Below are 26,389 nucleotides of genomic sequence, written 5' to 3'. Positions count from 1 at the left end.
CGCCTGCGACACCGCCCGTCAGCCCCCGCCCGGACATTCCCCAAAGTGCGTGGCCGAGCCGGCAGATGCCGTATTTCGCGCGTTACAGTGCCCCGCATTGCCAACGCGCGGGGCGCCCATGAACGTCATGTCATCGCAAGACGCGTTACGCGCTTGCTCCTCACGCGGCCTGCGCTCTCGCCGGTATTTCTGCCTCCTGTTGTCGCTATCCTTGGCGACGGTTTTGACGGGATGCGCCGTCATGGACCCGGGCAACTGGCAGGTTGTCGGGCCGCCTGCAACATACATTCGCCCTGCCCCTCCCCTCGTTGTGCCCGCGCCGATGATCGTCGCCCCGGCGCCGGTCATCGTCACGCCGGCGCCCACCATCGTTGCGCCGGCCCCGCTCATCGTGACGCCCGCACCGGCCATCATCGGACCGCGTCCGCCCGTCATCATCGCCCCGGCGCGTCCTCACACGTCACGCGACACCGCCCACTTTCTGCGTGAGCGTTGCTATCTGAGCAAAGGCGGCTGCTACACAACCGAGCATCAGCAAGGGTACGAATTCAATCCGTATACCGGCATGTGGGACTGGGTCGATCAGCGGAACTATCGCTGGAAAGGTCGCCGCCGACGATAGCGGCATCGCTGCGTCACTGCGCCCTCCCTGATACCGCTCGTCGCATTCCGTGGGTAAAACCCACCGCCTCACGCAAGATTCACCGCTTCTTTGACCCGTTACGGGTGCATTCCGAACCCGCGTTCGAGTGTCCGGGCAACTTGAACCGAGGTCTGCAAGACGTGATACCGAGCCCGCCACCCTAGCGTGTCCGCGCGTCGACGGCCTGCCGTTCCGACTGTGGCACGCTCAACCGAGCAGGAGAGGCACATGCAGACAACGTCCACCGACACGCCGGTCATCGATCCGGCGCTGCGACGCAAAGCGGTAATCGGCGCCACGCTGGGTAACGCATTCGAATGGTTCGATTTCGGGGTCTACGGTCTCTTCGCGGTGGTCATCGCGAAGCTCTACTTCCCGGCGGAAGACGACACGACTTCGCTGCTTGCGGGCGTGGCGTCGCTCGGCGTGGCGTTCATCTTCCGGCCCCTCGGCGGACTGGTATTCGGGTTATACGCCGATCGCGTGGGCCGCAAGTCGGCACTCTCTGTCATGGTGATGCTCATGGCGCTCGGCACGGGACTGATCGGTATCGCCCCCACCTACGCGGCCATCGGTTTCGCGGCCCCCCTGCTGATCCTGCTCGCGCGCGCGATCCAGGGCTTCTCGGCGGGCGGTGAATTCGGTGGCTCGACGTCCATGCTCATCGAATTCTCGCCGCCCCATCGACGCGGCTTCTACGGCAGTTTTCAGACGTGTTCGCAGGCACTGGCCGTCGCACTTGGCGGACTGTGCGCGTACGCGCTCCACACGGGACTGACGACGGAAGACCTTGAGTCGTGGGGCTGGCGTCTGCCGTTTCTGTTCGGGATTCTGATCGGCCCCGTGGGTTTCTATATTCGACAACGCATGGCGGAGTCGCCGGCGTTTCTCGCTCACGCTGCCACGCGTGAGCCAGCGCGCTGCGCGCCGCTCACCGAAGTCTTCTCGAAGCACCGCCGCTCGATGATCGCCGGCTTCGGCCTGACAATGGCGTTCACGACCGGGGCCTACGTCACGCTGATCTACACGCCGATCTACGCGATCACGCAGCTCGGTCTGACACAAGGTGCGACGAGCCTGTCGACACTCATCGTCGCGTTATTGCTTGCCGCACTCTGCCCGCTTGGGGGCTGGATGTCGGACCGCGTCGGACGCAAGCCGGTGATCCTGCTTTTCTCGCTGCTTTACGCCCTCACGGCCGCCTGGATGTTCATCCGTCTGCATGCCGCGCCATCGATGACGAATCTGCTGCTCGCGCAGATTCTGCCCGGGGTGTGCATGGGATGTATGTCAGGCGCGTACCCGACGGCGGTCACGGAAGTATTCCCGGTCGGCGTGCGCTCAACGGGCGTCTCGATTCTCTACAACCTCTCGGTAATGCTGTTCGGCGGTCTCGCGCCGTTCTGGATCACGTATCTGATCGAGGTGACGCAGGACCCGCTGGCACCGGCGTACTACATTTTAGTGACGGTGACGATCAGCCTCATGACGTACGGATGGCTGGGCCGCGAAGGCCGGCACGTTCCCGCCCCGCCGCAACCCGCCGGCTGACGTTGCATTCCCTGCGTGAAACCTCACACCGCACGCAAGATTCAGTCGTATTTTTGACCCGTTGTGGTGCATTCCAAACCTGCGTTAGAGTGTCCCTGTAACTTGAACAGAGGTATACACGACGTTAAACCGGACTCGCCGCCATAGAGCGGACGCGTGTCGACGATTCACCTGTCGCCCACCGATCCGACTGCGGCGCTCCCAACCAAGCAGGAGAGGCACATGCAGGCAACCTCAACCGGCGCGCCGGCCATCGACCCGGCGCTGCGACGCAAAGCGGTGATCGGCTCCACGCTGGGCAACGCATTCGAGTGGTTCGACTTCACGGTCTACGGTCTCTTCGCGGTGGTCATCGCGAAGCTCTTCTTCCCGGCGGAAAACGACACGACCTCGCTGCTTGCGAGCGTGGCGTCGCTCGGCGTCGCGTTCTTCTTCCGGCCCATTGGCGGACTGGCGTTCGGGTTGTACGCCGACCGCGCAGGCCGCAAGTCGGCACTCTCGGTCATGGTGCTGCTCATGGCATTGGGCACGGGCCTGATCGGCATCGCCCCGACGTACGCGACCATCGGTTTCGCCGCGCCCCTGCTGATCCTGCTCGCCCGCGTGATTCAGGGCTTCTCGGCGGGTGGTGAGTTCGGCGGCTCGACGGCCATGCTCATCGAATTTTCGCCGCCGCATCTGCGCGGCTTCTACGGCAGTTTCCAGATGTGCTCGCAGGCATTGGCCGTTGCACTCGCCGGCCTCTGTGCGTACGTGCTCAACACGGGACTGACGAAGGAAGCGCTCGAATCGTGGGGCTGGCGTCTGCCGTTCCTGTTCGGGATTCTGATCGGCCCGGTGGGCTTTTACATTCGACGACGCATGACGGAGTCGCCAGAGTTTCTCGCTTACGCCGCGACGCGTGAGCCGACCCGACGCACGCCGCTCGCGGATGTCTTCTCGAAGCACTATCGCTCGCTGATCGCCGGTTTCGGCCTGACGGTGGCGGCCACGACATCGTTCTACGTCACGCTGATCTACACGCCGATCTACGCCGTCAAGCAGCTCGGTCTGACGCAAGGCGCCGCGAGTCTGTCGACGTTCGTCGCCGCGATGCTGATTGCCGCGCTCTGCCCGCTCACGGGCTGGATTTCGGATCGCGTCGGACGCAAGCCGCTGATTCTGCTTTTCGTGCTGCTCTACGGCGTGATTTCGTTCTGGATGTTCACGCGTCTGCACGGCTCGCCGTCGATGGGCAATCTGCTGCTCGCGCAGATTCTGCCTGCGGTGTGCATGGGCTTTGTGTGGGGCGCGTTCCCGACGGCTGTCACGGAAGTGTTCCCGGTCGGCGTGCGCTCGACGGGCGTCTCGATTCTGTACAACGTCTCGGTGATGTTGTTCGGCGGCCTTGCGCCGTTCTGGATCACGTACCTGATCAAGACAACGCAGAACCCGCTGGCGCCGGCGTATTACATTCTGCTGACGGTGGCGATCAGCCTCATCACCTACGGATTGCTGGGCCGCGAAGGGCGGCACGTTCCCGCCTCGACGCAACACGCCTGAGGGCGCCGACGTCAGTCGCAGCGTCGCGACAGGGGCGGCGGACAATCGAAAAGGCGCTCAGACCGGAGAGAAGCGCCACACGCCCCTGGCATCGCGCTCACGCTTGAGCTCGCCCGCGCGCCACAGCATGTGCAGGTGCGCAAGCGCTTCGCCCATGGCGAAGGTGGTCTGGTGAGCGTCGAGCTTGCGATGGAACATGATGGGCACGATGTCGCCCGCGCTTTGCGGCGACTGCGCACACGCGTCGCGCACTTCTTGCAGACGCGCATCGTGGTGATCGCGAAGCTGGCGAATCCGCGTGTGCAATCCGGTAAACGGCCGGCCATGCGACGGCAGCACGAGGCAGTCGGCAGGCAGTTCGAGATAGACGCCCAGCGAGTCGAGGAACAGTTGCAGCGAGTTGGCTTCGGGCTCGATGTCGAACACGCTGACGTTGGTGGAGATGCGCGGCAGCACCATGTCGCCGGAGATGAGCACGTTGTGCTGTTCGCAGTACAGCGCCATGTGCTCGGGCGAATGGCCGTAGCCTGCGATAAGACGCCAGTCGCTGCCCCCGATGCGCAGGGTGTCGCCGTCTTTGAGACGGAAGTAGCGCGACGGCACGTCGGGCACGAGGTCGCTGAAGTAGGATTTGCGATTGCGGATCTGGTCGATCATGTCTTCGTCGGCCAGTCCATGCGCGAGGAAATGCGCGACGGCGAATTCGCCCCCGGCGTTGGCGGCATTGTTATTGTCGCCCTCGGACATGAGGCGTCCCCACGCGTAGTCGCCGAGCGACATGGCGAGCGGGGCTTGCCAGCGTTGTTTGTCACCGCCCTTGCAGATCCAGTGCGCGAGGCCGAGGTGATCGGGGTGGCAGTGGGTGACGACCACACGCAATACGGGCTCACCACCCAGCGCGCTGTCGAACACTTGTTCCCAAAACGCCTTGATCTGGGGATGGGTGATGCCGCAATCGACAACGGTCCATCCTTTGATGCCATCGACTTCATCGCGCAACAACCACAGGTTGATGTGATCGAGCACGAACGGCAGCGGCATGCGCACCCAGAAGACGCCCGGCACGACTTCGCGCACGGTGCCGCCGTCAGGCAGGAAATCTCCGAGGGGATAGTTCAGTTGTTGTTCGAGGGCATTCACGGGGGCCACGCTCCAGATGGGCTTGTTCTCTTGTTGTCAGGTTGACGCCATCACCGATTGCATATGATGCAAGTTGACGCTAACGTAAACGGCAATTCTATCTGCAATGTTAAGCATCCGCTTAAACTTGCGTCACCCGATCCGATGCTTACCTACACGATCACCGACCTCGCCCGCGAGTTCGACATCACGCCCCGTGCGATCCGTTTTTACGAGGATCAGGGCTTGCTCACCCCGGCCCGTGAAGGCCCCGGCGGACGCCATCGCGTCTACACAGGCCAGGACCGCACTCGCCTGAAACTGACGCTGCGCGGCAAACGCCTCGGCCTCACGCTCTCGGAGATCAAGACGATTCTCGATCTCTACGAGTCCCCGAAGGATACGGTGCCTCAGCTCAAGGTGTTTCTGGAGACGCTGTCCGAACATCGTCAGGTACTCGAACAACAACTCGAAGACCTGCACGCTACGCTCGACGAAGTCTCTCAGCACGAAGCGCAATGCCTCGCGCTGCTCGAAGCCGCCGGTGAGACGGCGCCTCCAGCTTCCGCTCGACGGGCCAAAGTTGCGGTTTCTTCGCACTGACAGCACGCTTTTAACACCACACCCCGCCCCTCCCTCCCCCCGCTCCGGCCCACCCCCAGGGCCGCGGGAATCGGCACTACCCTGACGCCGTTCCACCTGAAAGTCTCTCCGTCAGGGCAGCGCCGATCCCCGCCCCTCTAACGCCCCCAACACCTCCCGCTTTATTCGGCCCCCGTGGTTGGTTTTCCTCATTCTCGGATGGTGGCTTGTACCGCTTTCCGATTCAGGAAAGTCCTTACTTTACGTTTACGTAAACGGAAAGTAATATCTGTGAATCCGGCTTTGTCCGCTTTGCTCCCGCTTTCATTCCCGCCTGCGATCATGGTCACTGTCCCCGTCTCCCACGCCGCTGCACTCGACGACGCCGTCGCCGCGAAAATCCGCGCCAGTTTCGACAAGCAAGGCGTGATGACGCACTGGAACGCTCAACTCTCGCATCTGGCCGACGGCTTCTGCGAGATTTCCCTGCCCTTCTCGGACAAGGTGAACCAGCAACATGGCTTTTTCCATGGCGGGGTCATCGGCGCAATCGCCGATTCGGCAGGCGGCTACGCGGGCTACACACGCATTTCCTCCGATCAGGAACTGGTCACCGCCGAGTACAAACTGAACATTCTCGCGCCAGGCAAGGGCGATACACTGGTCGGACGCGCTCAGGTAGTGAAGGCAGGACGCACGCTCATCGTCACCACGGCCGAACTGTTCGCCGTCGATAACGGGAAATGGACGCTTTGCGCACTGATGCAGCAAACGCTCTTCGTGCTGGCCGCCAATCCGTCCGGCGCGGCCCGCTGATCGCGCCTGCGTCACCGGATTCAGATTCATCGCATCAATATCGTTTTCCAAGCACTATCGAATATAGGCACGGGCGAGCCGCCACGCGCCACCCTCTGGAGACTGTGTCATGACTATGTTGCCCGGCCTCAATTTCATGCTCGGCGAAGACCTGGACATGCTGCGCGAATCGGTGACGAATTTCGCTGCCAGGGAAATCGCCCCGCGCGCCGCCGAAGTGGATCGCACTGACCAGTTCCCGATGGATCTCTGGCGCAAGATGGGCTCGCTCGGCGTGCTCGGCATGACGGTCTCGGAGGAGTACGGCGGCGCGAATATGGGCTATCTCGCCCATATGATCGCGATGGAGGAGATTTCGCGCGCCTCGGCGTCGGTCGGCCTGTCGTACGGCGCGCACTCGAATCTGTGCGTCAATCAGATTCATCGCAACGGCACCGCCGCGCAGAAGGCGAAGTATCTGCCGAAGCTGGTGTCGGGCGAACACGTCGGCGCCCTCGCGATGAGCGAGCCGAATGCCGGTTCGGACGTGGTCAGCATGAAGCTGCGCGCCGAGAAGCGCGGCGACCGCTATGTGCTCAACGGCACGAAGATGTGGATCACGAACGGCCCGGACTGCGACACGCTGGTGGTCTACGGCAAGACGGATCTGGAAGCCGGCGCGCGCGGCATGACGGCGTTCATCGTCGAGAAGGGCATGAAGGGCTTTTCGGTCGCCCAGAAGCTCGACAAGCTCGGCATGCGCGGCTCGCACACGGGCGAGCTGGTGTTCGAGAACGTGGAAGTGCCGCAAGAGAATGTGCTCGGTCAGGTCGGCGGCGGTGTGAAGGTGCTGATGAGCGGGCTGGATTATGAGCGCGCGGTGCTCGCGGGCGGCCCGCTGGGCATCATGCAAGCCGCCATGGATGTGGTGGTGCCGTATATCCACGACCGCAAGCAGTTCGGCCAGTCGATCGGTGAATTCCAACTGATTCAGGGCAAGGTCGCGGACATGTACACGATCCTGCAAGCGAGTCGCGCTTATCTGTATGCGGTCGGCCGTCAACTGGATTCGCTGGGCAGCGATCACGTGCGTCAGGTGCGCAAGGACTGCGCGGGCGTGATTCTCTATACGGCGGAGAAGGCGACGTGGATGGCCGGCGAGGCGATCCAGATTCTGGGCGGCAACGGCTATATCAACGAGTATCCGGTCGGCCGTCTGTGGCGCGACGCGAAGCTCTATGAGATCGGCGCGGGCACCTCGGAAATTCGTCGCATGCTGATCGGCCGCGAACTGTTCGCGGAAACGATGTAATCCCGTTACGCGACGTCACACCCGACGGACTTTCAGGCGCACGCAGCAACACGACAATCAACCGACAGAACGACTGAGATACGACTGATATCGCGCCCCTGCGCCTGTCCCGACCGGTATGAATCACTTCCCGAAACTCCTGTCGTCGCAGTTTGCTTTCGACATCGCCCGCACAATGCTGGACGGCTTCGACAAGCATTACCGCATCTTCCGCGAAGTCTGTGTCGCGGCACAGGCCTGTTTCGAGGCGGGCGATTTCACCGGGATCCGGAAGCTCCAGCGCGAGCGCATCGCCTATTACGACGAACGTGTGCGGGAATGCGTTGCGACGCTCGCCGACGCGTTCGACGCGCAGTCGCTCGACGACGACGTCTGGCAGCAGGTGAAGCTGCACTACATCGGCCTGCTCACCGAGCACCGTCAGCCGGAACTGGCCGAGACGTTTTTTAACTCGGTGTGCTGCAAGATCCTGCATCGCTCGTATTTCAACAACCGCTTCATCTTCGTGCGCCCCGCAGTGGCGACGGAGTATATCGAGAACGACGCCCCTGCCGCCAAGCCGACGTACCGTGTCTATTACCCGGCGCAAGACGGCATGGCCGCCACGCTCGCGCGCATCGTCACGAATTTTCAACTCACCCGCCCGTTCGCGGATCTGTCGCGTGACGTGGGCTATGTCATGCGCGCCGTCGAGCAGGCGCTCGGCACGTCTGCCGAGTTCGATGCGGCACCGAATTTTCAGATTCACGTGCTCGCGTCGCTGTTCTTTCGCAACAAGGCGGCGTATATCGTGGGACGCATCGTGAATGGCGACGTGATGACGCCCTTCGCAATGCCGATCGTGCATGACGGCAATGGCTGTCTCGCGCTCGACACCGTCCTGCTGCGGCGCGACGAACTCCGCGTAGTGTTCAGCTTCACGCACGCGTATTTCATGGTCGACATGGAGGTGCCGTCGGCCTATGTGCAGTTTTTGCGCACGATCATGCCGGGCAAGCTGAAGGCGGAGATTTATACGTCGGTCGGCTTGCAGAAGCACGGCAAAAATCTGTTCTATCGCGATTTTCTGCATCACCTGAAGCACTCCAGCGACAAGTTCGTGCGCGCCCCGGGCATTCCCGGTCTGGTGATGCTGGTGTTTACGCTGCCCTCGTATCCGTACGTCTTCAAGCTGATTCGCGAGCACTTCGCGCCGCCCAAGGAAACGACGCGCGAGCAGGTGAAAGCGAAGTATCTGATGGTCAAGCAGCATGACCGCGTGGGCCGCATGGCCGATACGCTGGAGTTCTCCAGTGTGGCGTTTCCGCGCTCGCGTTTCGACGACGCTCTGCTCGCCGAGCTGCAAGCCGAGGTGCCCTCGCTGCTCGAAACCGATGGCGATGCGCTGGTAATCCGCCACTGCTATATCGAGCGCCGCATGACACCGCTCAATCTGTGGCTGCAAACGGCGTCGGACGCCCAGGTCGAGCACGCCATGCGCGAGTACGGCAACGCGGTGAAAGAGCTGATGGCGGCGAACGTGTTTCCGGGCGACATGCTGTACAAGAATTTCGGCGTGACGCGTCACGGCCGGGTGGTCTTTTACGATTACGACGAACTGGAATATCTGACGGATTGCCACATCCGTCGCGTGCCGGAACCGCGTAACGAAGAAGAGGCGATGTCGGGGGAAGTCTGGTACCGTGTAGGCCCGCACGACGTGTTTCCGCAGACGTTCGAGACGTTTCTGACGGGAGACACGCGCGTGCGGCGCTATCTGAGCCAGCATCATCCGGATTTCTTCGACCCCGGCCTGTGGCAGGACTATCAGGATCGGGTGCGAGCCGGACAGATGCACGACTTCTATCCGTACGATGTCTCGCTGCGTTTCGTCAATCGCTACGGCACCGGCCGCAGTGCCGGTGCGGCAAGCCCTCCGCCCCGCGCGGCGGTCGCTTGAGCCTGCGACGTCTCCCAGCACACGACACGCTCGCCGGATGACACGATCATGACCGAAGACAAAGACCAACCTCTCATCCATCTGCTCGATAACAACCGCGCCTGGGTCGCCAGCGTGAACGCGGAAGATCCCGCATTTTTCGAGCGGCTGTCGAAACTGCAATCCCCGGAATACCTGTGGATCGGCTGCTCCGATTCGCGCGTGCCGGCCAACCAGATTACGGGGCTTGCGCCGGGCGAGGTGTTCGTCCACCGCAATATCGCCAACGTTGTCGTGCACAGCGATCTGAACTGCCTGTCGGTGTTGCAGTTCGCCGTCGAAGTGCTGAAGGTGCGCCACATCATGGTGGTCGGCCACTACGGCTGCGGCGGCGTGGGCGCCGCGCTCGACGGCGCGAAGATGGGCCTGGTCGACAACTGGCTGCGCCACGTGCGCGATGTCTACGAGCGTCACGTCGACCAGATCGACGCCCTGCCCTCGCGCGACGCCCGTCACGACCGCCTGTGCGAGTTGAACGCCATCGAACAGGTCGTGAATATCTGTCATACGACGGTATTGCGCGACGCCTGGGCCCGCAACCAGCCGGTCACGGTGCACGGCTGGGTGTACGGCCTGCGCGACGGCCTGGTGCGCGACCTGCGCATGTCGGTCAACAGCCTCGAGACCTTGCCGCGGATCTATGACCGCTGCGTGGCCGCGATGGCCGAATTACGTAGTCCACGCGCGTAGCCACGCCAGCGGCAAGCGCTGTCCGGCAACGCCGGACACCCCTGTCAGGTGCGCGGGCACGTGGACGATGGAAGGACTGAAGCATTGGATATCCGGGGCCGGCCGCCTCGTCCGCAAGGACGAATCGGCGGCCCCTCAACCGATTACAGGAGACTGCCATGCAACACGACCCGATCGTCATCGTTTCCGCCGCCCGCACGCCGATGGGTGGCCTGCAAGGGGTATTCGGCGATGTCACCGCCGCGCAACTGGGCGCTGCCGCCATTCGCGCCGCTGTCGAGCGCGCCGGCCTCAAGCCGGAACAGGTCGACGAAGTCGTCATGGGCTGCGTGCTGCCGGCCGGTCAGGGCCAGGCCCCGGCGCGTCAGGCCACGCTGGGCGCCGGGCTGCCGCTCGCGGCCGGCGCCACCACCGTCAACAAGATGTGCGGCTCGGGCATGCGCGCCGCCATGTTCGCCCACGATATGCTCGCCGCAGGCAGTGCCGACGTGATCGTCGCCGGCGGCATGGAGAGCATGAGCAACGCCCCGTATCTGCTGCCCAAGGCACGCGCGGGCATGCGCATGGGGCACGCTCAGGTGCTCGACCACATGTTCCTCGACGGTCTGGAAGACGCCTACGACAAGGGCCGTCTGATGGGAACGTTCGCCGAGGAATGCGCCGATCGCTACGCCTTCACCCGCGAAGCGCAGGACGCCTTCGCCATCGCCTCGCTCGAACGCGCGCAAAACGCCACGAAAGACGGCTCGTTCGCCTGGGAAATCGCCGCCGTCACCGTGCCGGGCCGCAAGGGCGACACGGTCGTCGATCAGGACGAACAGCCCTTCAAGGCGAACCCCGACAAGATTCCGACGCTCAAGGCCGCTTTCCGCAAGGACGGCACGGTGACCGCCGCGAACTCGTCGTCGATCTCGGACGGCGCGGCCGCCCTGGTGCTCATGCGCGAATCGACGGCCCAACGCCTCGGTCTCAAGCCGCTCGCCCGCATTGCCGGACACAGCACGTTTGCCCAGCAACCCGGCCTGTTCACCACCGCACCGGTCGGCGCCATACGTCGCCTGTTCGAGAAGACCGGCTGGTCGACGAAAGACGTCGATCTCTATGAAATCAACGAGGCCTTCGCCGTCGTCACGATGGCCGCGATGCGCGAGTTCGATCTGCCGCACGAGAAGGTGAACATTCACGGCGGCGCCTGCGCGCTGGGTCACCCGATCGGTGCGTCCGGCGCACGCATTCTCGTCACGCTGATCGGCGCACTGCGCAAAACCGGCGGCAAGCGCGGCATCGCCAGCCTGTGCATCGGCGGTGGCGAAGCAACGGCCATGGCCATCGAACTCATCTGATCCATCGGCACCCGCCGGCGCCCTCCGGTGGACGGCGGCTGCCGAACCAACAGGACGTACACGTCATGAAAACAGCGCTCATCATCGGTGCGTCGCGCGGCATCGGCATGGAATTCGTGCGGCAGTATCGCGAGGACGGCTGGCGGGTCTTCGCCACCGCCCGTAGCGACGACGCGCTAGCCGCCCTGCGCGAACTGGGCGCAGAAGCCCTCAAGCTCGACGTCACGCGTGTGGAGTCGCTCTCCGGTCTGCCGCGGCAACTCGACGGCGTGGCCCTCGACGTCGCGATCTATAACGCGGGCGTGAACTCCGAACGCACGACGGGCCTCGCGCCGATCACGAAGGAAGAGTTCGATCGCGTGTTTCATACGAACGTGCTCGGCGCGATGCAAATCGCGCCGCTCGTGTTGCCTTTCGTGGAAGGCGCGAGTGGCGCCTTCGGCTTCCTGTCGAGCCGCATGGGCAGCGTTGCGCTGATGGAATCGAACGGCAGTTGGCTGTACCGCGCGAGCAAGGCCGCCGTGAACTCGGTGGTCAAGGCGGCATCGCTCGAGGCCCGGCGCGCCACGTGCGTCGCCATGCACCCGGGCTGGGTGCGCACGGACATGGGCGGCGAGAACGCCGACATCGACGTGCAGACGAGCGTGGCCGGTATGCGCGCCGTGCTGGCCCGCGCACCGGGCGAGCGCGCCACGCACAACGGCGGTTTCTATAACTACGACGGCAGCGCCCTCACCTGGTAAGCCGCGCGGCACCGCCTCACGACCGTTTTACCGATTCACGCAAGGTTCGAATAACACGCTGTCGCCACACCGCCGTATCTTTTGATTCGCGGGCCAGAAACGTCACTCGGAAACGGAGCCAACATGACGTCCGCCATCGACTTTTATTTCGACTTCGCATCCCCCGATGGGTATTTTGCGAGCACCTGCATCGACGACATCGCCTCGCGAAACGGGCGCGGTGTTGCCTGGCATCCGATCCTGCTCGACATCGTCTACAAGGTAAACGGCGCGGGCGCACCGGTGCAGCATCCGGTCAAGACGGCGTATCTGCGGCACGACGTGGCGCGCACCGCGCGTTTTCTCGGCATCGACTACAAGCGTCCGACGCATTTCCCGATTCCCACGCAAGCGGCCGAGCGCGCCGTGCTGTGGGTTCAGGATCATCACGGCGGCGATTTGTCGGCGGAGTTCGCGAGATCGATCTTCCGCGCACTGTACGTCGAGGACGTGAACATCGGCGACCCGGCCGAACTGGTGCGTCTGGGCGAGGCGCTGGATATCGACGGCGAGGCACTCAGCGCCGGCATGCACTCGGTCGCCGCCAAAGACCACCTCAAGGCCGAGATCGATCTGGCCATCGCGCGTGGGGTGTTCGGCTCGCCGTTCGTGATCGTGGACGGTGAACCTTTCTGGGGCTTCGACCGCCTGGCACAGGTCGAAGTCTGTCTGAAGCACAGCAAGATCTGACAACAAGGCAAGACACACAATGGCAAGACCCCAATCGTCCGTCAGCCACACGGCACACGACACCGAGCGTGAAGCCTGCCCCTGCGGCGGCCTCGCGTTCGAGCACTGCTGCGCGCGTTATCTGGAACGCGGCGATATCCCGCCGACGGCCGAAGCGCTGATGCGCTCTCGCTACACGGCGTTCGTGCGCCACAACGCGTCTTACCTGCTCGACACTTGGGCGGCGCGCACGCGTCCCGCCTCGCTCGATTTCGACGACGCCCCGCAGTGGCTCGGCCTTCAGGTCAAGGCGCATCTGCAACGCGACGACACGCACGCCGAAGTCGAATTCGTCGCCCGCTACAAGATCGGCGGACGCGCCCACCGGCTGCACGAGCGCAGCCGCTTCGAGCGCTCGGACGACGGCCGCTGGCGCTACATCGACGGCGACCTGTTCGACTGACGTCGCACCGGCGCACGCCGCCTCGCGCACCGCTCGCCCACCCGCATTCAGCACTCAACGACAACTCACACTCCACCGGATTTCGTCACATGCCGATTCTCGAAAGCAAACTCAACCCGCGCAGCGAAGACTTTGCACGCAACGCGTGCGCGATGCAGACCGTGGTCGACGAACTGCGCGAGCGCATCGCGCAACTGGCCGGTGGCGGCGGTGAGGCCGCGCGCAAGAAGCACACCGGCCGAGGCAAGCTGCTGCCGCGCGATCGCGTGCAGCAACTGCTCGATCCGGGCTCGCCGTTTCTCGAACTCTCGCAGCTCGCGGCCATCGGCATGTATCACGACGATGCGCCGGGCGCGGGCATCATCACCGGCATCGGACGCGTGTCGGGTCAGGAATGCGTGATCGTCTGCAACGACGCCACGGTCAAGGGCGGCACGTATTACCCGATGACGGTCAAGAAGCATCTGCGCGCACAGGAGATCGCCGAGCAGAACCATCTGCCGTGCATCTATCTCGTGGATTCGGGCGGCGCCAACCTGCCGAATCAGGACGACGTGTTTCCCGACCGCGATCACTTCGGCCGCATTTTCTACAACCAGGCGCAGATGTCCGCACAGGGCATTCCGCAGATCGCCGTGGTGATGGGCTCGTGCACGGCCGGCGGCGCGTATGTGCCCGCCATGAGCGACGAGTCCATCATCGTCAAGGAACAGGGCACGATTTTCCTCGGCGGCCCGCCGCTGGTGAAGGCCGCCACGGGCGAGGAAGTGAGCGCCGAGGATCTCGGCGGCGCCGATGTGCACACGCGTCTGTCGGGCGTGGCCGATCACTTCGCGCAGAACGATGCGCACGCGCTGTCCATTGCGCGCAGCATCGCGGCGAACCTCAACCGTCGCAAACCGGCCACGGTCTCGGTCAAGCCGCCGGTCGAGCCGAAGTACGACGCCCGCGAACTGTACGGCGTGATTCCTGCCGACACGAAAAAGCCGTTCGACGTGCGCGAGGTGATTGCGCGTCTGGTCGACGGCTCCGAGTTCGACGAATTCAAGGCGCGCTACGGCGCCACGCTCGTGTGCGGCTTCGCGCACCTGTGGGGCTATCCCGTGGGCATCGTGGCGAACAACGGCATTCTGTTCTCGGAGTCCGCGCAAAAGGGCGCGCACTTCATCGAACTGTGCTGCCAGCGCAAGATTCCGCTGATCTTCCTTCAAAACATCACCGGCTTCATGGTCGGGCGCAAGTACGAAAACGAAGGCATCGCCAAGCACGGCGCGAAGATGGTGACGGCGGTCGCCACGGCCAACGTGCCGAAGTTCACCGTCATCATCGGTGGCTCGTTCGGTGCGGGTAACTACGGCATGTGCGGTCGCGCCTACTCGCCGCGCTTCCTGTGGATGTGGCCAAACGCCCGCATTTCGGTGATGGGCGGCGAACAGGCCGCCTCGGTGCTCGCCACGGTCAAGCGCGACGGCATCGAAGCCAAGGGCGGCCAGTGGAGCGCCGAGGAAGAAGACGCCTTCAAGCAGCCGATCCGCGATCAGTACGAACGTCAGGGCCACCCGTATTACGCGAGCGCCCGCCTGTGGGACGACGGCGTGATCGACCCCGCCGACACCCGCACGGTGCTGGGCCTCGGGCTGTCGGCTGCGCTCAACGCGCCGATTCCGGAAACGCGCTTCGGCCTGTTCCGCATGTAATGCCCGGCATCCGCCTTCAAGGAATCCACGTCATGAATCTCGCTACGCTCAAATTCCGTGTCGACGCTCACGTCGCCACCGTCACGCTCAATCGTCCGGACGTGCGTAACGCGTTCAACGAAACCGTCATCGAAGAACTGACGGGCACCTTCCGCGCACTCGCCACCAACGACGACGTGCGCGCCATCGTGCTCGCGGCGCAAGGCGTCGCCTTTTGCGCCGGTGCCGATCTGAACTGGATGAAGAAGATGGCCGGCTACTCGGACGCCGAGAACCGCGCTGACGCGATGACGCTCGCCGTGATGCTCAACACCATCTATCGCTGCCCGAAGCCCGTGATCGCCCGTGTGCAAGGCGACACGTACGCAGGTGGGGTTGGGCTCGCCGCCGTAGCCGACATCGTCGTCGCCACCGACACGGCGCACTTCTGCCTGTCCGAAGCCAAGCTCGGCCTGATGCCCGCGACGATCGGCCCGTACGTCGTTCGCGCGCTGGGCGAGCAGGCCTCGCGCCGTTACTTCCTCACCGCCGAGCGCTTCACCGCGTCGACGGCGCAACGTCTCGGTCTGGTGCACGAGGTCGTGAGCGCCGACGCGCTGGACAGCACCGTGAACGCGCTCGCCAAGGCGCTCGTCGACAACAGCCCGAACGCCGTGAAGGAATGCAAACGCCTCGTGCAGGACTTCGCGAGCCGCGCCATCGACGAGGCGGCCATCGCGGACACAGCGGATCGCATCGCGAAAATTCGCGCGTCCGACGAGGGCCGCGAAGGCGTGCGCTCGTTCCTTGAGAAGCGCGCGCCGTCGTGGCGCGACGCGTCCTGAGCGGCCGGACCGGTACGCCACGCATCGTCGGTTACAAATTTTTTTCGAGAGGGGTGACAGCGGAGATGCCGCAACGTTATCGGCGGGTTTTGCGAAATTGTCGATAACGTCTCTTTACGGCTCATAACATTGCGATATTTCGCACCATTTCCGCCTATTGCCCTACCAAAACGCTTTGCTTACCATGCGCCCATCCCCCACCTCCGGCCCCGTGCGGCAGCGCTTCGCGCCATGCCCGGCACCGGCCGGCCCGGCGGACGACACCCGCACGGTTGCGAACGTCGTCCGACGCGGCCAACCAAGGAGTCAATGATGGACGCCTCCCCGCGCGCCCCCGCCGGTCCCGGCGATCTCGCCGCGCGCAGTCTGCGACAGGTCTGGCACCCCTGCACGCAGATGAAGCAACAGGCAAAGCTGCCCCTCGTCGCGCTGTCTCACGGCGAAGGGCCCTGGCTCGTCGATACCGACGGCGAGCGCTACCTCGATGCGATCAGCTCGTGGTGGGTCAATCTGTTCGGTCACGCGAATCCGCGCATCAATGCGGCGCTCGTCGATCAACTCGGCCGCCTCGAACACGCCATGCTCGCGGGCTTCACGCACGAGCCGGTCGTCTCGCTGGCGGAGCGTCTGTCGGCGTTGACCGGCGGCGTGCTCGGCCATGCGTTCTTTGCGTCCGATGGCGCGTCCGCCGTCGAGATCGCACTCAAGATGAGTTTCCACGCGTGGCGCAATCAGGGCCACAGCGACAAGCGCGAATTCGTCTGCGTGCGCAACGGCTATCACGGCGAAACGCTCGGCGCGCTTTCCGTGACCGACGTCGCCCTGTTCCGCGACGCCTACGACCCGCTGCTGCGTCACGCGCACGTCGTGGCCTCGCCCGATGCGCGTCATGCACGCGATGGCGAGACCGCCGTCGACGTCGCACGCCGTGCCGCCGCCGAACTCGACACGCTGCTCACCCAGTGCGAAGGGCGTGTGGCCGCCGTGATCGTCGAGCCGCTCGTGCAATGTGCCGCCGGTATGGCGATGCACGATCCCGAATACCTGCGCCTCGTTCGCGCGCTGTGCGACAAGCACGGGGCGCACCTGATCGCTGACGAAATCGCGGTCGGTTGCGGACGCACCGGTACGTTCTTCGCGTGCGAGCAGGCGGGCATCTGGCCCGATCTGCTCACGCTGTCCAAGGGCATCAGCGGCGGCTATCTGCCGCTCTCGCTGGTGCTCTCGCGCGACGCGATTTACGACGCCTTCTACGACGACGACAGCGCCCGCGGCTTCCTGCATTCGCATTCGTACACCGGCAATCCGCTGGCGTGCCGCGCAGCGCTCACCGCGCTCGACATCTTTGCGGACGACGACGTCCTCGCGAACAACGCGCTGCGCGCCGGGCGTCTCACGCAGGCACTCTCCCCGCTGGCCGGCGATCCGCGCGTGAAGCACCTGCGTCATCGCGGCATGATCTGGGCGTTCGACGCCGCGCTGCCGGACGTGCAGGGCGCCGCCGGCGCCTTCGCCAAGCGCTTCTACGCCGAAGCCCGCGCACGCAACGTGCTGCTGCGGCCCATCGGCGCGACGGTGTATCTGATGCCGCCGTATGTGCTGGACGACAGCACCATCGACTGGCTCGCCGCGCAAACGCTTGAAGCGTTGCACGCAACGATGCCCCACGGTACGGAGATGGCAGCATGACAAAGCACCTCCTGCTCGAGCGCCTCGACGCCGGACTCGCGGAAATCGACCGCCTGCATCTGCGGCGCCGGCATCGCGTGGTGTCCACGCCGTGCCAGCCGCATGTGCGCGCAGACGGCCGCGACGTCCTCGCCTTCGCCAGCAACGACTATCTCGGTCTGGCGGCGCATCCGAGGGTTGTGGAAGCGCTCATCGAAGGGGCGCAGCGCTATGGCGCCGGCAGCGGCGCGTCGCACCTCATCAGCGGCCATTCACAGGCCCACGCGGAGCTTGAAGACGCGCTCGCCCGGTTCATGTCGCCACATCTGGTCGACGGCCGCGCGCTGTACTTCTGCACCGGCTACATGGCCAATCTGGCCACAATCTCCGCGCTCGCCGGCAAGGACGCCGAGATCTTCTCCGAGGCGCTCAACCATGCGTCGCTGATCGATGGCGCACGTCTGTCGCGCGCACGCACTCACGTCTATCCGCACGGCGATGTCGACGCGCTCGCCGCGCTGCTCGCCGCAAGCCCGGCCGAGACCAAGCTGATCGTCACCGACGGCGTGTTCTCGATGGACGGCGACCTCGCGCCGTTGCCGCAACTGCTCGCACTCGCAGAGCGTCACAACGCGTGGCTGATCGTGGACGATGCGCATGGCTTCGGTGTCGTCGGCGAGAACGGACGCGGTGTGTTCGAGCCCTTCGACATACGCTCGCCCAACCTCGTCATCATCGGCACGCTCGGCAAGGCAGCGGGTGTCGGCGGCGCCTATGTCGCGGCCAACCGGCGGGTTGTCGAGTGGCTGATCAATCGGGCACGCCCGTATATCTTCACGACGGCCGCCGCGCCTTCGCAAGCGCATGCGCTGCTCGCGAGTCTCGCGATCATCGCAGGCGACGAAGGCCGCGAACGCCGTGCAACGCTGCAAGCACGCATCGCACAACTGCGCGACTCGCTCACGCTCAGGAACTGGCAACACCTGGCCTCGCCCACGGGCGTGCAGCCGATCATCCTGGGCGGGAACGCCGCCGCGCTGCACGCGCAGGCGGGGCTGGCCGAGGCGGGGTTGTGGGTGCCGGCGATTCGGCCACCGACGGTGGCGCCCGGCACCGCCCGTCTGCGCGTGACGCTGAGCGCCGCGCATACGGCAGAGGATGTCGATCGCCTGAGCACCGCCATCAACCAGCTCGACAGCGACTGGACGGGGCACGGCCATGGCTGAACAGAATCTCATCGGCAATGTCGCTGACGTCACCGGCGTCCCCCCTCTCTCCGGGGCCGACACCTCGGCCGAGCGGCCCACGCCCGCTCGCCACGCGTTCTTCGTCACCGGCACCGACACCGAGATCGGCAAGACGCTCGTTTCGTCCGCGCTGCTGCATGCGGCGGCGCGTCGCGGGCTGGTCTGTGCCGGGCTGAAGTCGGTGGCGGCAGGCGCGTCGGAAGACAACGGGCGCTTTGTCAACGAAGACGTCGAGCAGTTGCATCAGGCGAGCAATCTGAAGCTGCCGCACGACTGGTATTGCCCGTACGTACTCAAGGACGCTACCGCCCCGCACATTGCCGCCGCCGCCGAGGGCGTTGCGCTCGATTGCGACGTGATCCGGGCGGGCTATGCGCGCGTTGCGGCGCGTGCGGACCTCGTGATCGTCGAGGGCGTGGGCGGTTTTCGCGTGCCGCTCGGCCCCGACGCCAGCGCGCCGGACACCGCCGATCTGGCGCGTCAGCTCGGCCTGCCGGTGATCCTCGTGGTCGGACTGCGCCTCGGTTGCATCAACCATGCGCTGCTCACGGCCGAGGCGATCGTCTCGCGCGGCCTCACGCTCGCGGGCTGGGTGGCCAATCACGTCGATCCGCAGATGCGCCATGTGGACGCGAACGTCGACGCAATTGCCGCGCGACTCGGTGCACCACTGCTCGGCCGCGTGCCGCATCTGGCGCACCCCGACGCCGCCACGGCGTCCGGCTATCTCGACATTGGGCCGCTGGTCGACACGGTGCGGCATCGCGCGGCGAACACGCCGCTCGCTGCGCGCCCGCCTACGTCTGCCTGAATGGCTCCCTGAAACGGCCCCCCTGAACGCACGCACCACCCCATCACCGAAAACACGAACTCAAGGAATCACACCATGCAAGTTCACGCCCACACCGCCGCTCACGGACACGACGAAGCCCTGCGCCGCAACGAAACGCCCTGGACCGTCACCGACATCGAGGCGCTGTTCGCATTGCCGTTCAACGACCTGATCTTCCGTGCGCAGCAGGTGCACCGCGAGCACTTCGACGCCAACGCCGTACAGCTCTCGACGCTGCTCTCGATCAAGACCGGCGGCTGCCCGGAGGACTGCGCCTACTGCCCGCAGTCGGCCCGATACGACACCGGCGTGGAAGCCGAGAAGCTCATGCCCGTCGAAGACGTCGTGGCCGCCGCCCAACGCGCCAAGGACGCCGGCGCCACGCGCTTCTGCATGGGCGCCGCATGGCGCAGCCCGAAGCCGCATCAGGTCGACGCCGTGGGCGAAATGGTGCGCAGCGTGAAGGCGCTCGGTCTGGAGACATGCGTGACGCTCGGCATGCTGCGCGACGGTCAGGCCCAGCAACTGCGCGACGCGGGCCTCGATTACTACAACCACAATCTCGACACGTCGCCGGAGTTCTACGGCCAGATCATTACCACGCGCACGTATCAGGATCGTCTGGATACGCTCGCCCGCGTGCGCGACGCCGGCCTGAAGGTCTGCTGCGGCGGCATCGTCGGTCTGGGTGAGACGCGCCGCGAGCGCGCCGGACTGATCGCCCAACTGGCGAACATGTCGCCGTACCCGGAGTCGGTGCCCATCAACAATCTGATGAAGGTCGAAGGCACGCCGCTCGAAAACAACGAGACCGTCGACCCGTTCGATTTCGTGCGCATGATCGCCGTGGCGCGTATCACGATGCCGCGCGCGATGGTGCGTCTGTCGGCCGGTCGCGAGATGATGGACGACTCGCTGCAATCGCTGTGCTTCCTCGCCGGGGCCAACTCGATGTTCTACGGCGAGAAGCTGCTCGTCACACAGAACCCGCAGGCCGAACACGACCGCGCGCTGCTCGCCCGCCTGGGCATGCGCACGTCGACCGAGGAGACGCTCGGCGCGCAGACTGCCGATAGCTCGGACGAGTGCGGCAGCACGAAGGCTTGCGCCACGCACTAAGCCGTACTAAGCGCGTAGTGACAGCGCACAGCGCTGGCGTTGAAGGATGACGGCCGCCGCGGTAGCACAAGCAGTGACGAGATCGCACGAGACGATTCACTGTGGCGGCAAAGCTGGATAGCAAAGAGAATGGTGCAAATGCGTTGGTCTTGCGTCACAAGCGGAAGATCGACAGAAGCGCAACAAACGCGCAACGCATAAGCGCCGCCCAAATCGATCATTTTCCGGAGGCAATATGTTCGACAAGATCCTCATCGCCAACCGCGGCGAAATCGCCTGCCGTGTGGCAGCAACGGCCGCACGGCTGGGCATTCGCACGGTGGCCGTCTATTCCGACGCCGACGCGCAGGCCAAGCATGTCGCCGTGTGCGACGAAGCCGTGCACGTGGGCGGGGCCGCCGCACGCGAGAGCTACCTGCGCATCGACGCCATCATCGACGCCGCCAGGGCCACCGGCGCACAGGCCATCCATCCGGGCTACGGCTTCCTGTCCGAGAACGAGGCGTTCGCCGCCGCGTGTCACGAAGCGGGCATCGTCTTCATCGGGCCGCCGGTCGGCGCCATTCACGCGATGGGCAGCAAGAGCGCAGCCAAGACCCTCATGGAAGGCGCCGCCGTGCCGCTGGTGCCGGGCTACCACGGCGAGAATCAGGACACCGCGTTCCTGCACGAGCGCGCCGACGAGATCGGCTACCCGGTGCTGCTCAAGGCCAGCGCGGGCGGGGGCGGCAAGGGCATGCGCGTGGTCGAGCGCAGCGAGGAATTCCGCGCCGCGCTCGCCTCGTGCCAGCGCGAAGCCGCGAGCAGCTTCGGCGACGAGCGCGTGCTCGTGGAGAAGTACCTGACGCGTCCGCGTCACATCGAGATTCAGGTGTTTGCCGACACGCACGGCAATTGCGTTTATCTGTTCGAGCGCGATTGCTCCGTGCAGCGCCGTCACCAGAAAGTGCTGGAAGAAGCCCCGGCACCGGGCATGACCGACGCCCGCCGTCAGGCGATGGGCGAAGCGGCCTGCAATGCCGCGCGCGCCGTGGGTTACGTTGGCGCGGGCACGGTCGAGTTCATCGCCAATCAGGACGGCTCGTTCTACTTCATGGAGATGAATACGCGGCTCCAGGTGGAGCATCCGGTGACGGAGATGATTACCGGCCTCGATCTCGTGGAATGGCAATTGCGCGTGGCCGCCGGTGAAGTGCTGCCGCGCGCTCAGGACGAACTGCGCATTCACGGTCATGCGCTCGAAGCGCGGATCTATGCCGAGAATCCGGACAACAACTTCCTGCCGTCAACGGGTACGCTCTCGACGCTGCGTCCGCCCGCAGCGGTGCAATTCGAGCTTGGCAATGGCGGTGGCGCGGGCGCCCCCGCCGCCGTGCGCATCGACTCAGGGGTACGCGAGGGCGACACCATCTCGCCGTTCTACGATCCGATGATCGCCAAGCTGATCGTGTGGGGGCAGGACCGCGACGAAGCGCTCGCTCGCATGCGTCGCGCGCTGGGTCAGTACCGCGTGGTCGGGGTGCAGACGAATATCGCGTTCCTGGGACGGCTGGTGGCCAGCGAGCCATTCTCCGGTGCAGACCTCGACACGGGCCTCATCGAGCGCCATCGCGACACGCTGTTCCCGGCAGCCGCACCGGTGCCCGCCACCACGCTGGCGCTGGCTGTCGCCGCGCAACTGTCGCGCGAGACGGTCGTCGGCCGTCGCAAGTATCAGGACAGCATCGACCATCATTCGCCGTGGCAACTCGCCACGGGCTGGCGTCTTAACGGTGACTATCGGCGCACGCTGTCGTTCGATCACGGCGAGACGCGCCTCGATGCCGTGCTCACGAGCGGCGCACAAGCCAGCACGCTCACCGTCGACGGGCAGACGTATCCGTATCGCTACACGCACGACGGCGGTGTGTATCGCGTAACACTCGGCGAGCGACGCGTTCAGGGGCATGTGGACTTCGAGCACGAGACGGCGCACGTCTTCGCCGACGGCCAGTCGTGGACGCTGCGCTGGCACGATCCGCTGGCGCAGGCCGGCACGCAGGAAGGCGGCGAAGGTCGTCTGACCGCGCCGATGCCGGGCAAGGTCATCGCCGTGCTCGCGCAGCCGGGCGCGAAGGTCGAGAAAGGCGCGCCACTGCTCGTCATGGAAGCCATGAAGATGGAGCACACCATCAGCGCCCCGGCGGACGGCGAGATCGAGGAAGTGCTGTACGCCGTGGGCGATCAGGTGCCGGAGGGCGCGCAGTTGCTGGCGTTCAAGCGGTAAGTCGCTGCGTTGCCATGAAGTGACGACGAAGTTGCGGCGAGCAAGGGCGATGTCGCGACGAAGTCGTGGCGAAAAAGCGCGCGGTTGGCGGCGGGCTGCGGCTGAGCGCGGCCCGATCGAGTGCTCAGTGGCGGCTCGGTTGGCGATTGGTTGGCGATTGGTTGCCGGTTGGTTGCCGGTTGGTTGCCGGTTGGTTGGCGGTTGGTTGCCGCTCGGTTGCCGCTCGGTTGCCAATCAGGCGCGGAGGTTCGGCGTCACGCCGCTCACGTGCGCCGTCCCGCCAAGGATCGCCTGACGCCGGAATTGCTCCGGCGTCAGCCCCGACTGGCGCGTAAACATCTCGATGAACGCCGACGGCGTTGCGTACCCCAGATCGAACGCAATCGACTTCACGGTCCGTCCCGCCTCCAATCCCTCGATGGCGCGCAGAAAGCGCATACGCTGCCGCCATTGCCCCAACGTCATCCCCAACTCCGTCAGGCAGTGACGCGCGAGCGTGCGCGGTGTCATGGAGACGGTTTGCGCCCACGCATCGAGCGTGCGATTGTCACCGGGCTCGCGTTGTAATGCGTCCAGCACCCGGACCAGCGACGGCGATCTCGCCTGCGGCAGGAAACGCGGTTCGGCAGGCGCGAGCGCAATCTGATCGACGAGCACGTGCGCGAGACGCCGGTCGGCGTCCGTCTTCGGACAAGCCACGCCGCGCTCCGCGAAGTCCGACAGAATGGCGCGCAACAAGCCGCTGATGCGCAACGTCGCCGCGTGCGCAGGAAGCGCGCTGGCAAGCGAGGCATCGATATACACGGAGCGGTAGATCACGGCGTGCGCATTGAAGCTCGCGTGCGACGCCTTCGGTGGAATCCACACCGCGTACTGCGGCGGCGAGAGGAAGCGGGCGCCCTCGATCTCCAGTTGCATCACACCGTTTGCCACGTAGTTGAACGTTCCCCAGTCGTGGCGGTGAGGCACCCACGCGGTCTGCGCGTCGAACTCGTCATAACGGAAGTAGACCGGATACGGCAGTGTCTTGAAGGTCGGCCAGTTGTAGCGAACGGTCATGGCGGTGGTCGGCACGGGCGAGTCCGGCACCGGAGGGGGCCGAATACGCGGAATGCGCGAGAGGTGCGAAATGGCATTGCTGGCATCTTACCGTCGCGCTTGTCTCCTTTGAGAAAACTCACATTCTGCTCATGGACGAAGCCGCCGCGCTCGCACAAGAGCACGACGGGTACGTGCGGCCCGTCAAATCTTGCGTAGCCGCGACTCGCGGAGGGCCGTCGGGATTTTTGAGGAGGGTTCTTAGAAAACCCAGCAGCGACTTGGGGCAGCGGTCGCTGCGATGCGGATTTTCATTCTTTAGGAATTTTCATACGGAATCCGAAGTGGTGTTCAGAAATATTCTCAGTGTCGATTTCAACCATGCGCGGCAAAGCGCTCGACACCATGAACCAACGTCCACACTTGAACACCGGCCTGCGCACCCTTGCGCTCGCCGCGACGCTTACGTTGCTCGCACTGCCTGCGAGCGTCAGTGCCCAGAACAACGTCACGCTCTACGGCACGATCGACTCCGGCTTCGTGCACGCCAATCACACGGCCGGCAGACAGGGCCCCGAATCGTTTTCCGGCATCACCAGCAACATCATCGGCGGCAGCCGGTGGGGTCTGCGCGGCACGGAATCGCTGGGTCGCGGTCTTTCCGCCCTGTTCCAGATCGAAAGCGGCTTCAACGCCGTCAACGGCTCGATGGGTAACGGTGGTCGCGCGTTCGGCCGCAAGGCGATCGTTGGCCTGCGCGGCGCCGAATGGGGCGAAGTGACGATTGGCCGTCAATACGACCCGGTCGTCAATCTCGTGCAAGGCCTGACGGCCGACGGATACTTCGGCGGCATCTTCGCCACGCCGGGCGACGTCGACAATTATGACAACGGCGCGCGCATCAATAACGCGATCCGCTATGCCACACCGAACTTCGGCGGTTTGCAGTTCGAAGGCATGTACGCGACCGGCAACGTCGCGGGCAAGGTAGGGGCGGGACAGTCCTATGGTCTCGCGGGGGCCTACAGCAATGGTCCGCTCGCCCTCGCCGCGGGGTACTTCTTCGCGGATGGCGGCAGCCAGCGAGGGGACAGGGAAAAAAGCCCCGATTGGCCTTACCGCGAATGGACCAGCAGCGCGGGCTCGCTATTCAATTCGCCGATCAATTCGGGGTTCCGCACAGCGAGCAAGGTGCGCATTGCCCGCGTTGGCGGCAAATACGCCATCGGCCCGGCGATTCTGGGGCTCACGTATTCGAATGCTCAGTACGCGAGCGACGGCCTGTCGATATTCACCGGGACTGCGAAGTTCGACACCGTCAACGCGTTCGCCACGTATGCGCTGACGCCGGCCATCAACACAGGTATCGGCTACAGCTACACCCGTATGCGTGGCGATAAAGCGATCGGCGCCCACTACAACCAGTTCAATGCGGGTGTCACGTACGCGCTGTCCAAACGCACGTCCACTTACGTCATCGGCGGCTATCAGCAGGCTGTCGGCAAGACGCTGCGTGACGGACATACCGTGGAAGCCTCGGCTTCGGTGGGCTCCTACGGCATCGACGCTGGCGCTCGGACCCAGTTGATCGTCGGTATGGGGCTGAAGCACAACTTCTGATCGGCCAGTTGCCCTTTCGTCGGCTCGAACCCTCAATGGCATCAGGGTTTGGGCCGATTTTCCGCAGTGATTTAAAGCACCTAAAATTCAAACGATCGTTTGGAGGTTTGTATTAATTCGTCTAAAAAAATACATTATTTTCGATTTTAAGGGTTTACCCTATTCGGGAATCTATTTAGAATTCAGCGCATCGATGTTTGATGCAGTTGCAACCGGCGGTACCCACGCTTTTTGATTTCCCTTTGAATTCGATGCGCTCCGGTTTGATTGGCGCTGCACTGGCCCAGGGAGGAGCGTTGTGGTTTTCGTCAGTTGGTTATTGTTCGCGGCATTCGCCATTTCGGTATCGGCAGCGCGTGTGAAGCAACTGCATCGCCGTGCGATGCGTACGGCCGCGGCAACCCATGTCGAACGGGTTTTGCGTTATCGCCGCAGTCATCGCGTTACACCTTGCCCTCGCATTCAGTTCAAGGACGCCGCGTAAGTCAGCGTCGTCTGGCGTAGGTAGCAGTAGCAGTAGCAGTAGCAGTAGCAGTAGCAGTAGCAGTAGCAGTAGCAGTAGCAGTAGCAGTAGCAGTAGCAGTAGCAGTAGCAGTAGCAGTAGCAGTA

Annotated in this window: 22 protein-coding genes; 20 read left to right on the top strand and 2 right to left on the bottom strand. The window is 64.5% G+C overall.

Annotated features, from left to right (window positions below; translation table 11 throughout):
• Nucleotides 1-241 precede the first annotated feature (241 nt).
• The 3 genes from ACIPHM_RS05685 to ACIPHM_RS05675 all read left to right on the top strand — a co-directional run bounded on the left by ACIPHM_RS05685 (nucleotide 242) and on the right by ACIPHM_RS05675 (nucleotide 3,736).
• Nucleotides 242-622 carry a hypothetical protein gene (locus ACIPHM_RS05685; RefSeq protein WP_400325414.1) on the top strand — a complete coding sequence of 127 codons (381 nt, stop codon included), beginning with the start codon at nucleotides 242-244 and terminating at the stop codon, nucleotides 620-622.
• Between the two features lie 249 nt (nucleotides 623-871).
• Complete coding sequence (locus ACIPHM_RS05680; RefSeq protein ID WP_400325412.1) at nucleotides 872-2,194, top strand: MFS transporter; 1,323 nt, start codon at nucleotides 872-874, stop codon at nucleotides 2,192-2,194.
• A gap of 222 nt (nucleotides 2,195-2,416) precedes the next feature.
• Nucleotides 2,417-3,736 (top strand): MFS transporter, encoded by a 1,320-nt coding sequence (locus tag ACIPHM_RS05675; RefSeq protein WP_400325411.1) that lies wholly within the window; start codon nucleotides 2,417-2,419, stop codon nucleotides 3,734-3,736.
• A 57-nt stretch (nucleotides 3,737-3,793) separates the two neighbouring features.
• Here the strand turns inward: ACIPHM_RS05675 and ACIPHM_RS05670 are convergent, their stop codons facing one another.
• Nucleotides 3,794-4,876 carry an MBL fold metallo-hydrolase gene (locus ACIPHM_RS05670; protein WP_400325409.1) on the bottom strand — a complete coding sequence of 361 codons (1,083 nt, stop codon included), beginning with the start codon at nucleotides 4,874-4,876 and terminating at the stop codon, nucleotides 3,794-3,796.
• A 144-nt stretch (nucleotides 4,877-5,020) separates the two neighbouring features.
• Here ACIPHM_RS05670 and ACIPHM_RS05665 point away from each other — a divergent pair, with 144 nt between their 5' ends.
• The 16 genes from ACIPHM_RS05665 (at nucleotide 5,021) to ACIPHM_RS05590 (ending at nucleotide 23,122) form a co-directional block, all read left to right on the top strand.
• Complete coding sequence (locus tag ACIPHM_RS05665; RefSeq protein ID WP_400325408.1) at nucleotides 5,021-5,458, top strand: MerR family DNA-binding transcriptional regulator; 438 nt, start codon at nucleotides 5,021-5,023, stop codon at nucleotides 5,456-5,458.
• Nucleotides 5,459-5,779: 321 nt separating this feature from the next.
• Nucleotides 5,780-6,253 (top strand): PaaI family thioesterase, encoded by a 474-nt coding sequence (locus ACIPHM_RS05660; RefSeq protein ID WP_400325406.1) that lies wholly within the window; start codon nucleotides 5,780-5,782, stop codon nucleotides 6,251-6,253.
• A 109-nt stretch (nucleotides 6,254-6,362) separates the two neighbouring features.
• The gene (locus ACIPHM_RS05655) at nucleotides 6,363-7,544 is read left to right on the top strand and encodes an isovaleryl-CoA dehydrogenase (RefSeq protein WP_400325404.1); all 1,182 of its coding nucleotides are present in this window, start codon (nucleotides 6,363-6,365) and stop codon (nucleotides 7,542-7,544) included.
• Nucleotides 7,545-7,662: 118 nt separating this feature from the next.
• Nucleotides 7,663-9,483, top strand: coding sequence for a bifunctional isocitrate dehydrogenase kinase/phosphatase (gene aceK, locus ACIPHM_RS05650; RefSeq protein ID WP_400325402.1), 1,821 nt, complete (start codon nucleotides 7,663-7,665; stop codon nucleotides 9,481-9,483).
• 48 nt (nucleotides 9,484-9,531) lie between these two features.
• Nucleotides 9,532-10,212 (top strand): carbonate dehydratase, encoded by a 681-nt coding sequence (gene can / locus ACIPHM_RS05645; protein ID WP_400325400.1) that lies wholly within the window; start codon nucleotides 9,532-9,534, stop codon nucleotides 10,210-10,212.
• A 158-nt stretch (nucleotides 10,213-10,370) separates the two neighbouring features.
• Complete coding sequence (locus ACIPHM_RS05640; protein WP_400325398.1) at nucleotides 10,371-11,555, top strand: acetyl-CoA C-acetyltransferase; 1,185 nt, start codon at nucleotides 10,371-10,373, stop codon at nucleotides 11,553-11,555.
• A 65-nt stretch (nucleotides 11,556-11,620) separates the two neighbouring features.
• On the top strand, nucleotides 11,621-12,298 hold the full coding sequence (locus tag ACIPHM_RS05635; RefSeq protein WP_400325396.1) for an SDR family oxidoreductase: 678 nt from the start codon (nucleotides 11,621-11,623) through the stop codon (nucleotides 12,296-12,298).
• A 123-nt stretch (nucleotides 12,299-12,421) separates the two neighbouring features.
• A complete protein-coding gene (locus ACIPHM_RS05630; RefSeq protein WP_400325394.1) occupies nucleotides 12,422-13,027 on the top strand; it encodes a 2-hydroxychromene-2-carboxylate isomerase in 606 nt (201 codons plus the stop codon).
• Nucleotides 13,028-13,046: 19 nt separating this feature from the next.
• The gene (locus ACIPHM_RS05625; RefSeq protein ID WP_400325392.1) at nucleotides 13,047-13,469 is read left to right on the top strand and encodes a YchJ family protein; all 423 of its coding nucleotides are present in this window, start codon (nucleotides 13,047-13,049) and stop codon (nucleotides 13,467-13,469) included.
• Between the two features lie 89 nt (nucleotides 13,470-13,558).
• On the top strand, nucleotides 13,559-15,166 hold the full coding sequence (locus ACIPHM_RS05620) for a carboxyl transferase domain-containing protein (protein ID WP_400325391.1): 1,608 nt from the start codon (nucleotides 13,559-13,561) through the stop codon (nucleotides 15,164-15,166).
• 32 nt (nucleotides 15,167-15,198) lie between these two features.
• Nucleotides 15,199-15,990 carry an enoyl-CoA hydratase/isomerase family protein gene (locus tag ACIPHM_RS05615; protein WP_400325390.1) on the top strand — a complete coding sequence of 264 codons (792 nt, stop codon included), beginning with the start codon at nucleotides 15,199-15,201 and terminating at the stop codon, nucleotides 15,988-15,990.
• A 312-nt stretch (nucleotides 15,991-16,302) separates the two neighbouring features.
• Nucleotides 16,303-17,679: an adenosylmethionine--8-amino-7-oxononanoate transaminase gene (bioA, locus tag ACIPHM_RS05610; protein ID WP_400326501.1), complete on the top strand. Its 1,377-nt coding sequence runs from the start codon at nucleotides 16,303-16,305 to the stop codon at nucleotides 17,677-17,679.
• Nucleotides 17,676-18,884 carry an 8-amino-7-oxononanoate synthase gene (gene bioF, locus ACIPHM_RS05605; RefSeq protein ID WP_400325388.1) on the top strand — a complete coding sequence of 403 codons (1,209 nt, stop codon included), beginning with the start codon at nucleotides 17,676-17,678 and terminating at the stop codon, nucleotides 18,882-18,884. The genes bioA and bioF overlap by 4 nt, the downstream gene beginning before the upstream one ends.
• Entirely contained in the window at nucleotides 18,877-19,716 is an 840-nt protein-coding gene (gene bioD / locus ACIPHM_RS05600) for a dethiobiotin synthase (RefSeq protein ID WP_400325386.1), read from the top strand. Before bioF ends, bioD begins: the two co-directional genes overlap by 8 nt.
• A gap of 75 nt (nucleotides 19,717-19,791) precedes the next feature.
• A complete protein-coding gene (bioB, locus tag ACIPHM_RS05595) occupies nucleotides 19,792-20,856 on the top strand; it encodes a biotin synthase BioB (RefSeq protein ID WP_400325384.1) in 1,065 nt (354 codons plus the stop codon).
• Nucleotides 20,857-21,091: 235 nt separating this feature from the next.
• Nucleotides 21,092-23,122, top strand: coding sequence for an acetyl-CoA carboxylase biotin carboxylase subunit (locus ACIPHM_RS05590; RefSeq protein WP_400325382.1), 2,031 nt, complete (start codon nucleotides 21,092-21,094; stop codon nucleotides 23,120-23,122).
• A 234-nt stretch (nucleotides 23,123-23,356) separates the two neighbouring features.
• On the opposite strand, the gene ACIPHM_RS05585 is transcribed toward ACIPHM_RS05590, so the two are convergent.
• On the bottom strand, nucleotides 23,357-24,196 hold the full coding sequence (locus ACIPHM_RS05585) for an AraC family transcriptional regulator (protein ID WP_400325380.1): 840 nt from the start codon (nucleotides 24,194-24,196) through the stop codon (nucleotides 23,357-23,359).
• A 369-nt stretch (nucleotides 24,197-24,565) separates the two neighbouring features.
• Between ACIPHM_RS05585 and ACIPHM_RS05580 the strand changes: the two genes are divergently transcribed.
• Nucleotides 24,566-25,780: a porin gene (locus tag ACIPHM_RS05580; protein ID WP_400325378.1), complete on the top strand. Its 1,215-nt coding sequence runs from the start codon at nucleotides 24,566-24,568 to the stop codon at nucleotides 25,778-25,780.
• The last annotated feature ends 609 nt before the right edge of the window (nucleotides 25,781-26,389 follow it).

Source organism: Pandoraea sp. NPDC087047 (assembly GCF_044745225.1).
GTDB lineage: Bacteria > Pseudomonadota > Gammaproteobacteria > Burkholderiales > Burkholderiaceae > Pandoraea.
The sequence above is the reverse complement of the archived record's forward strand: the minus strand, read 5'-3'. Positions and strand labels throughout refer to the sequence as shown.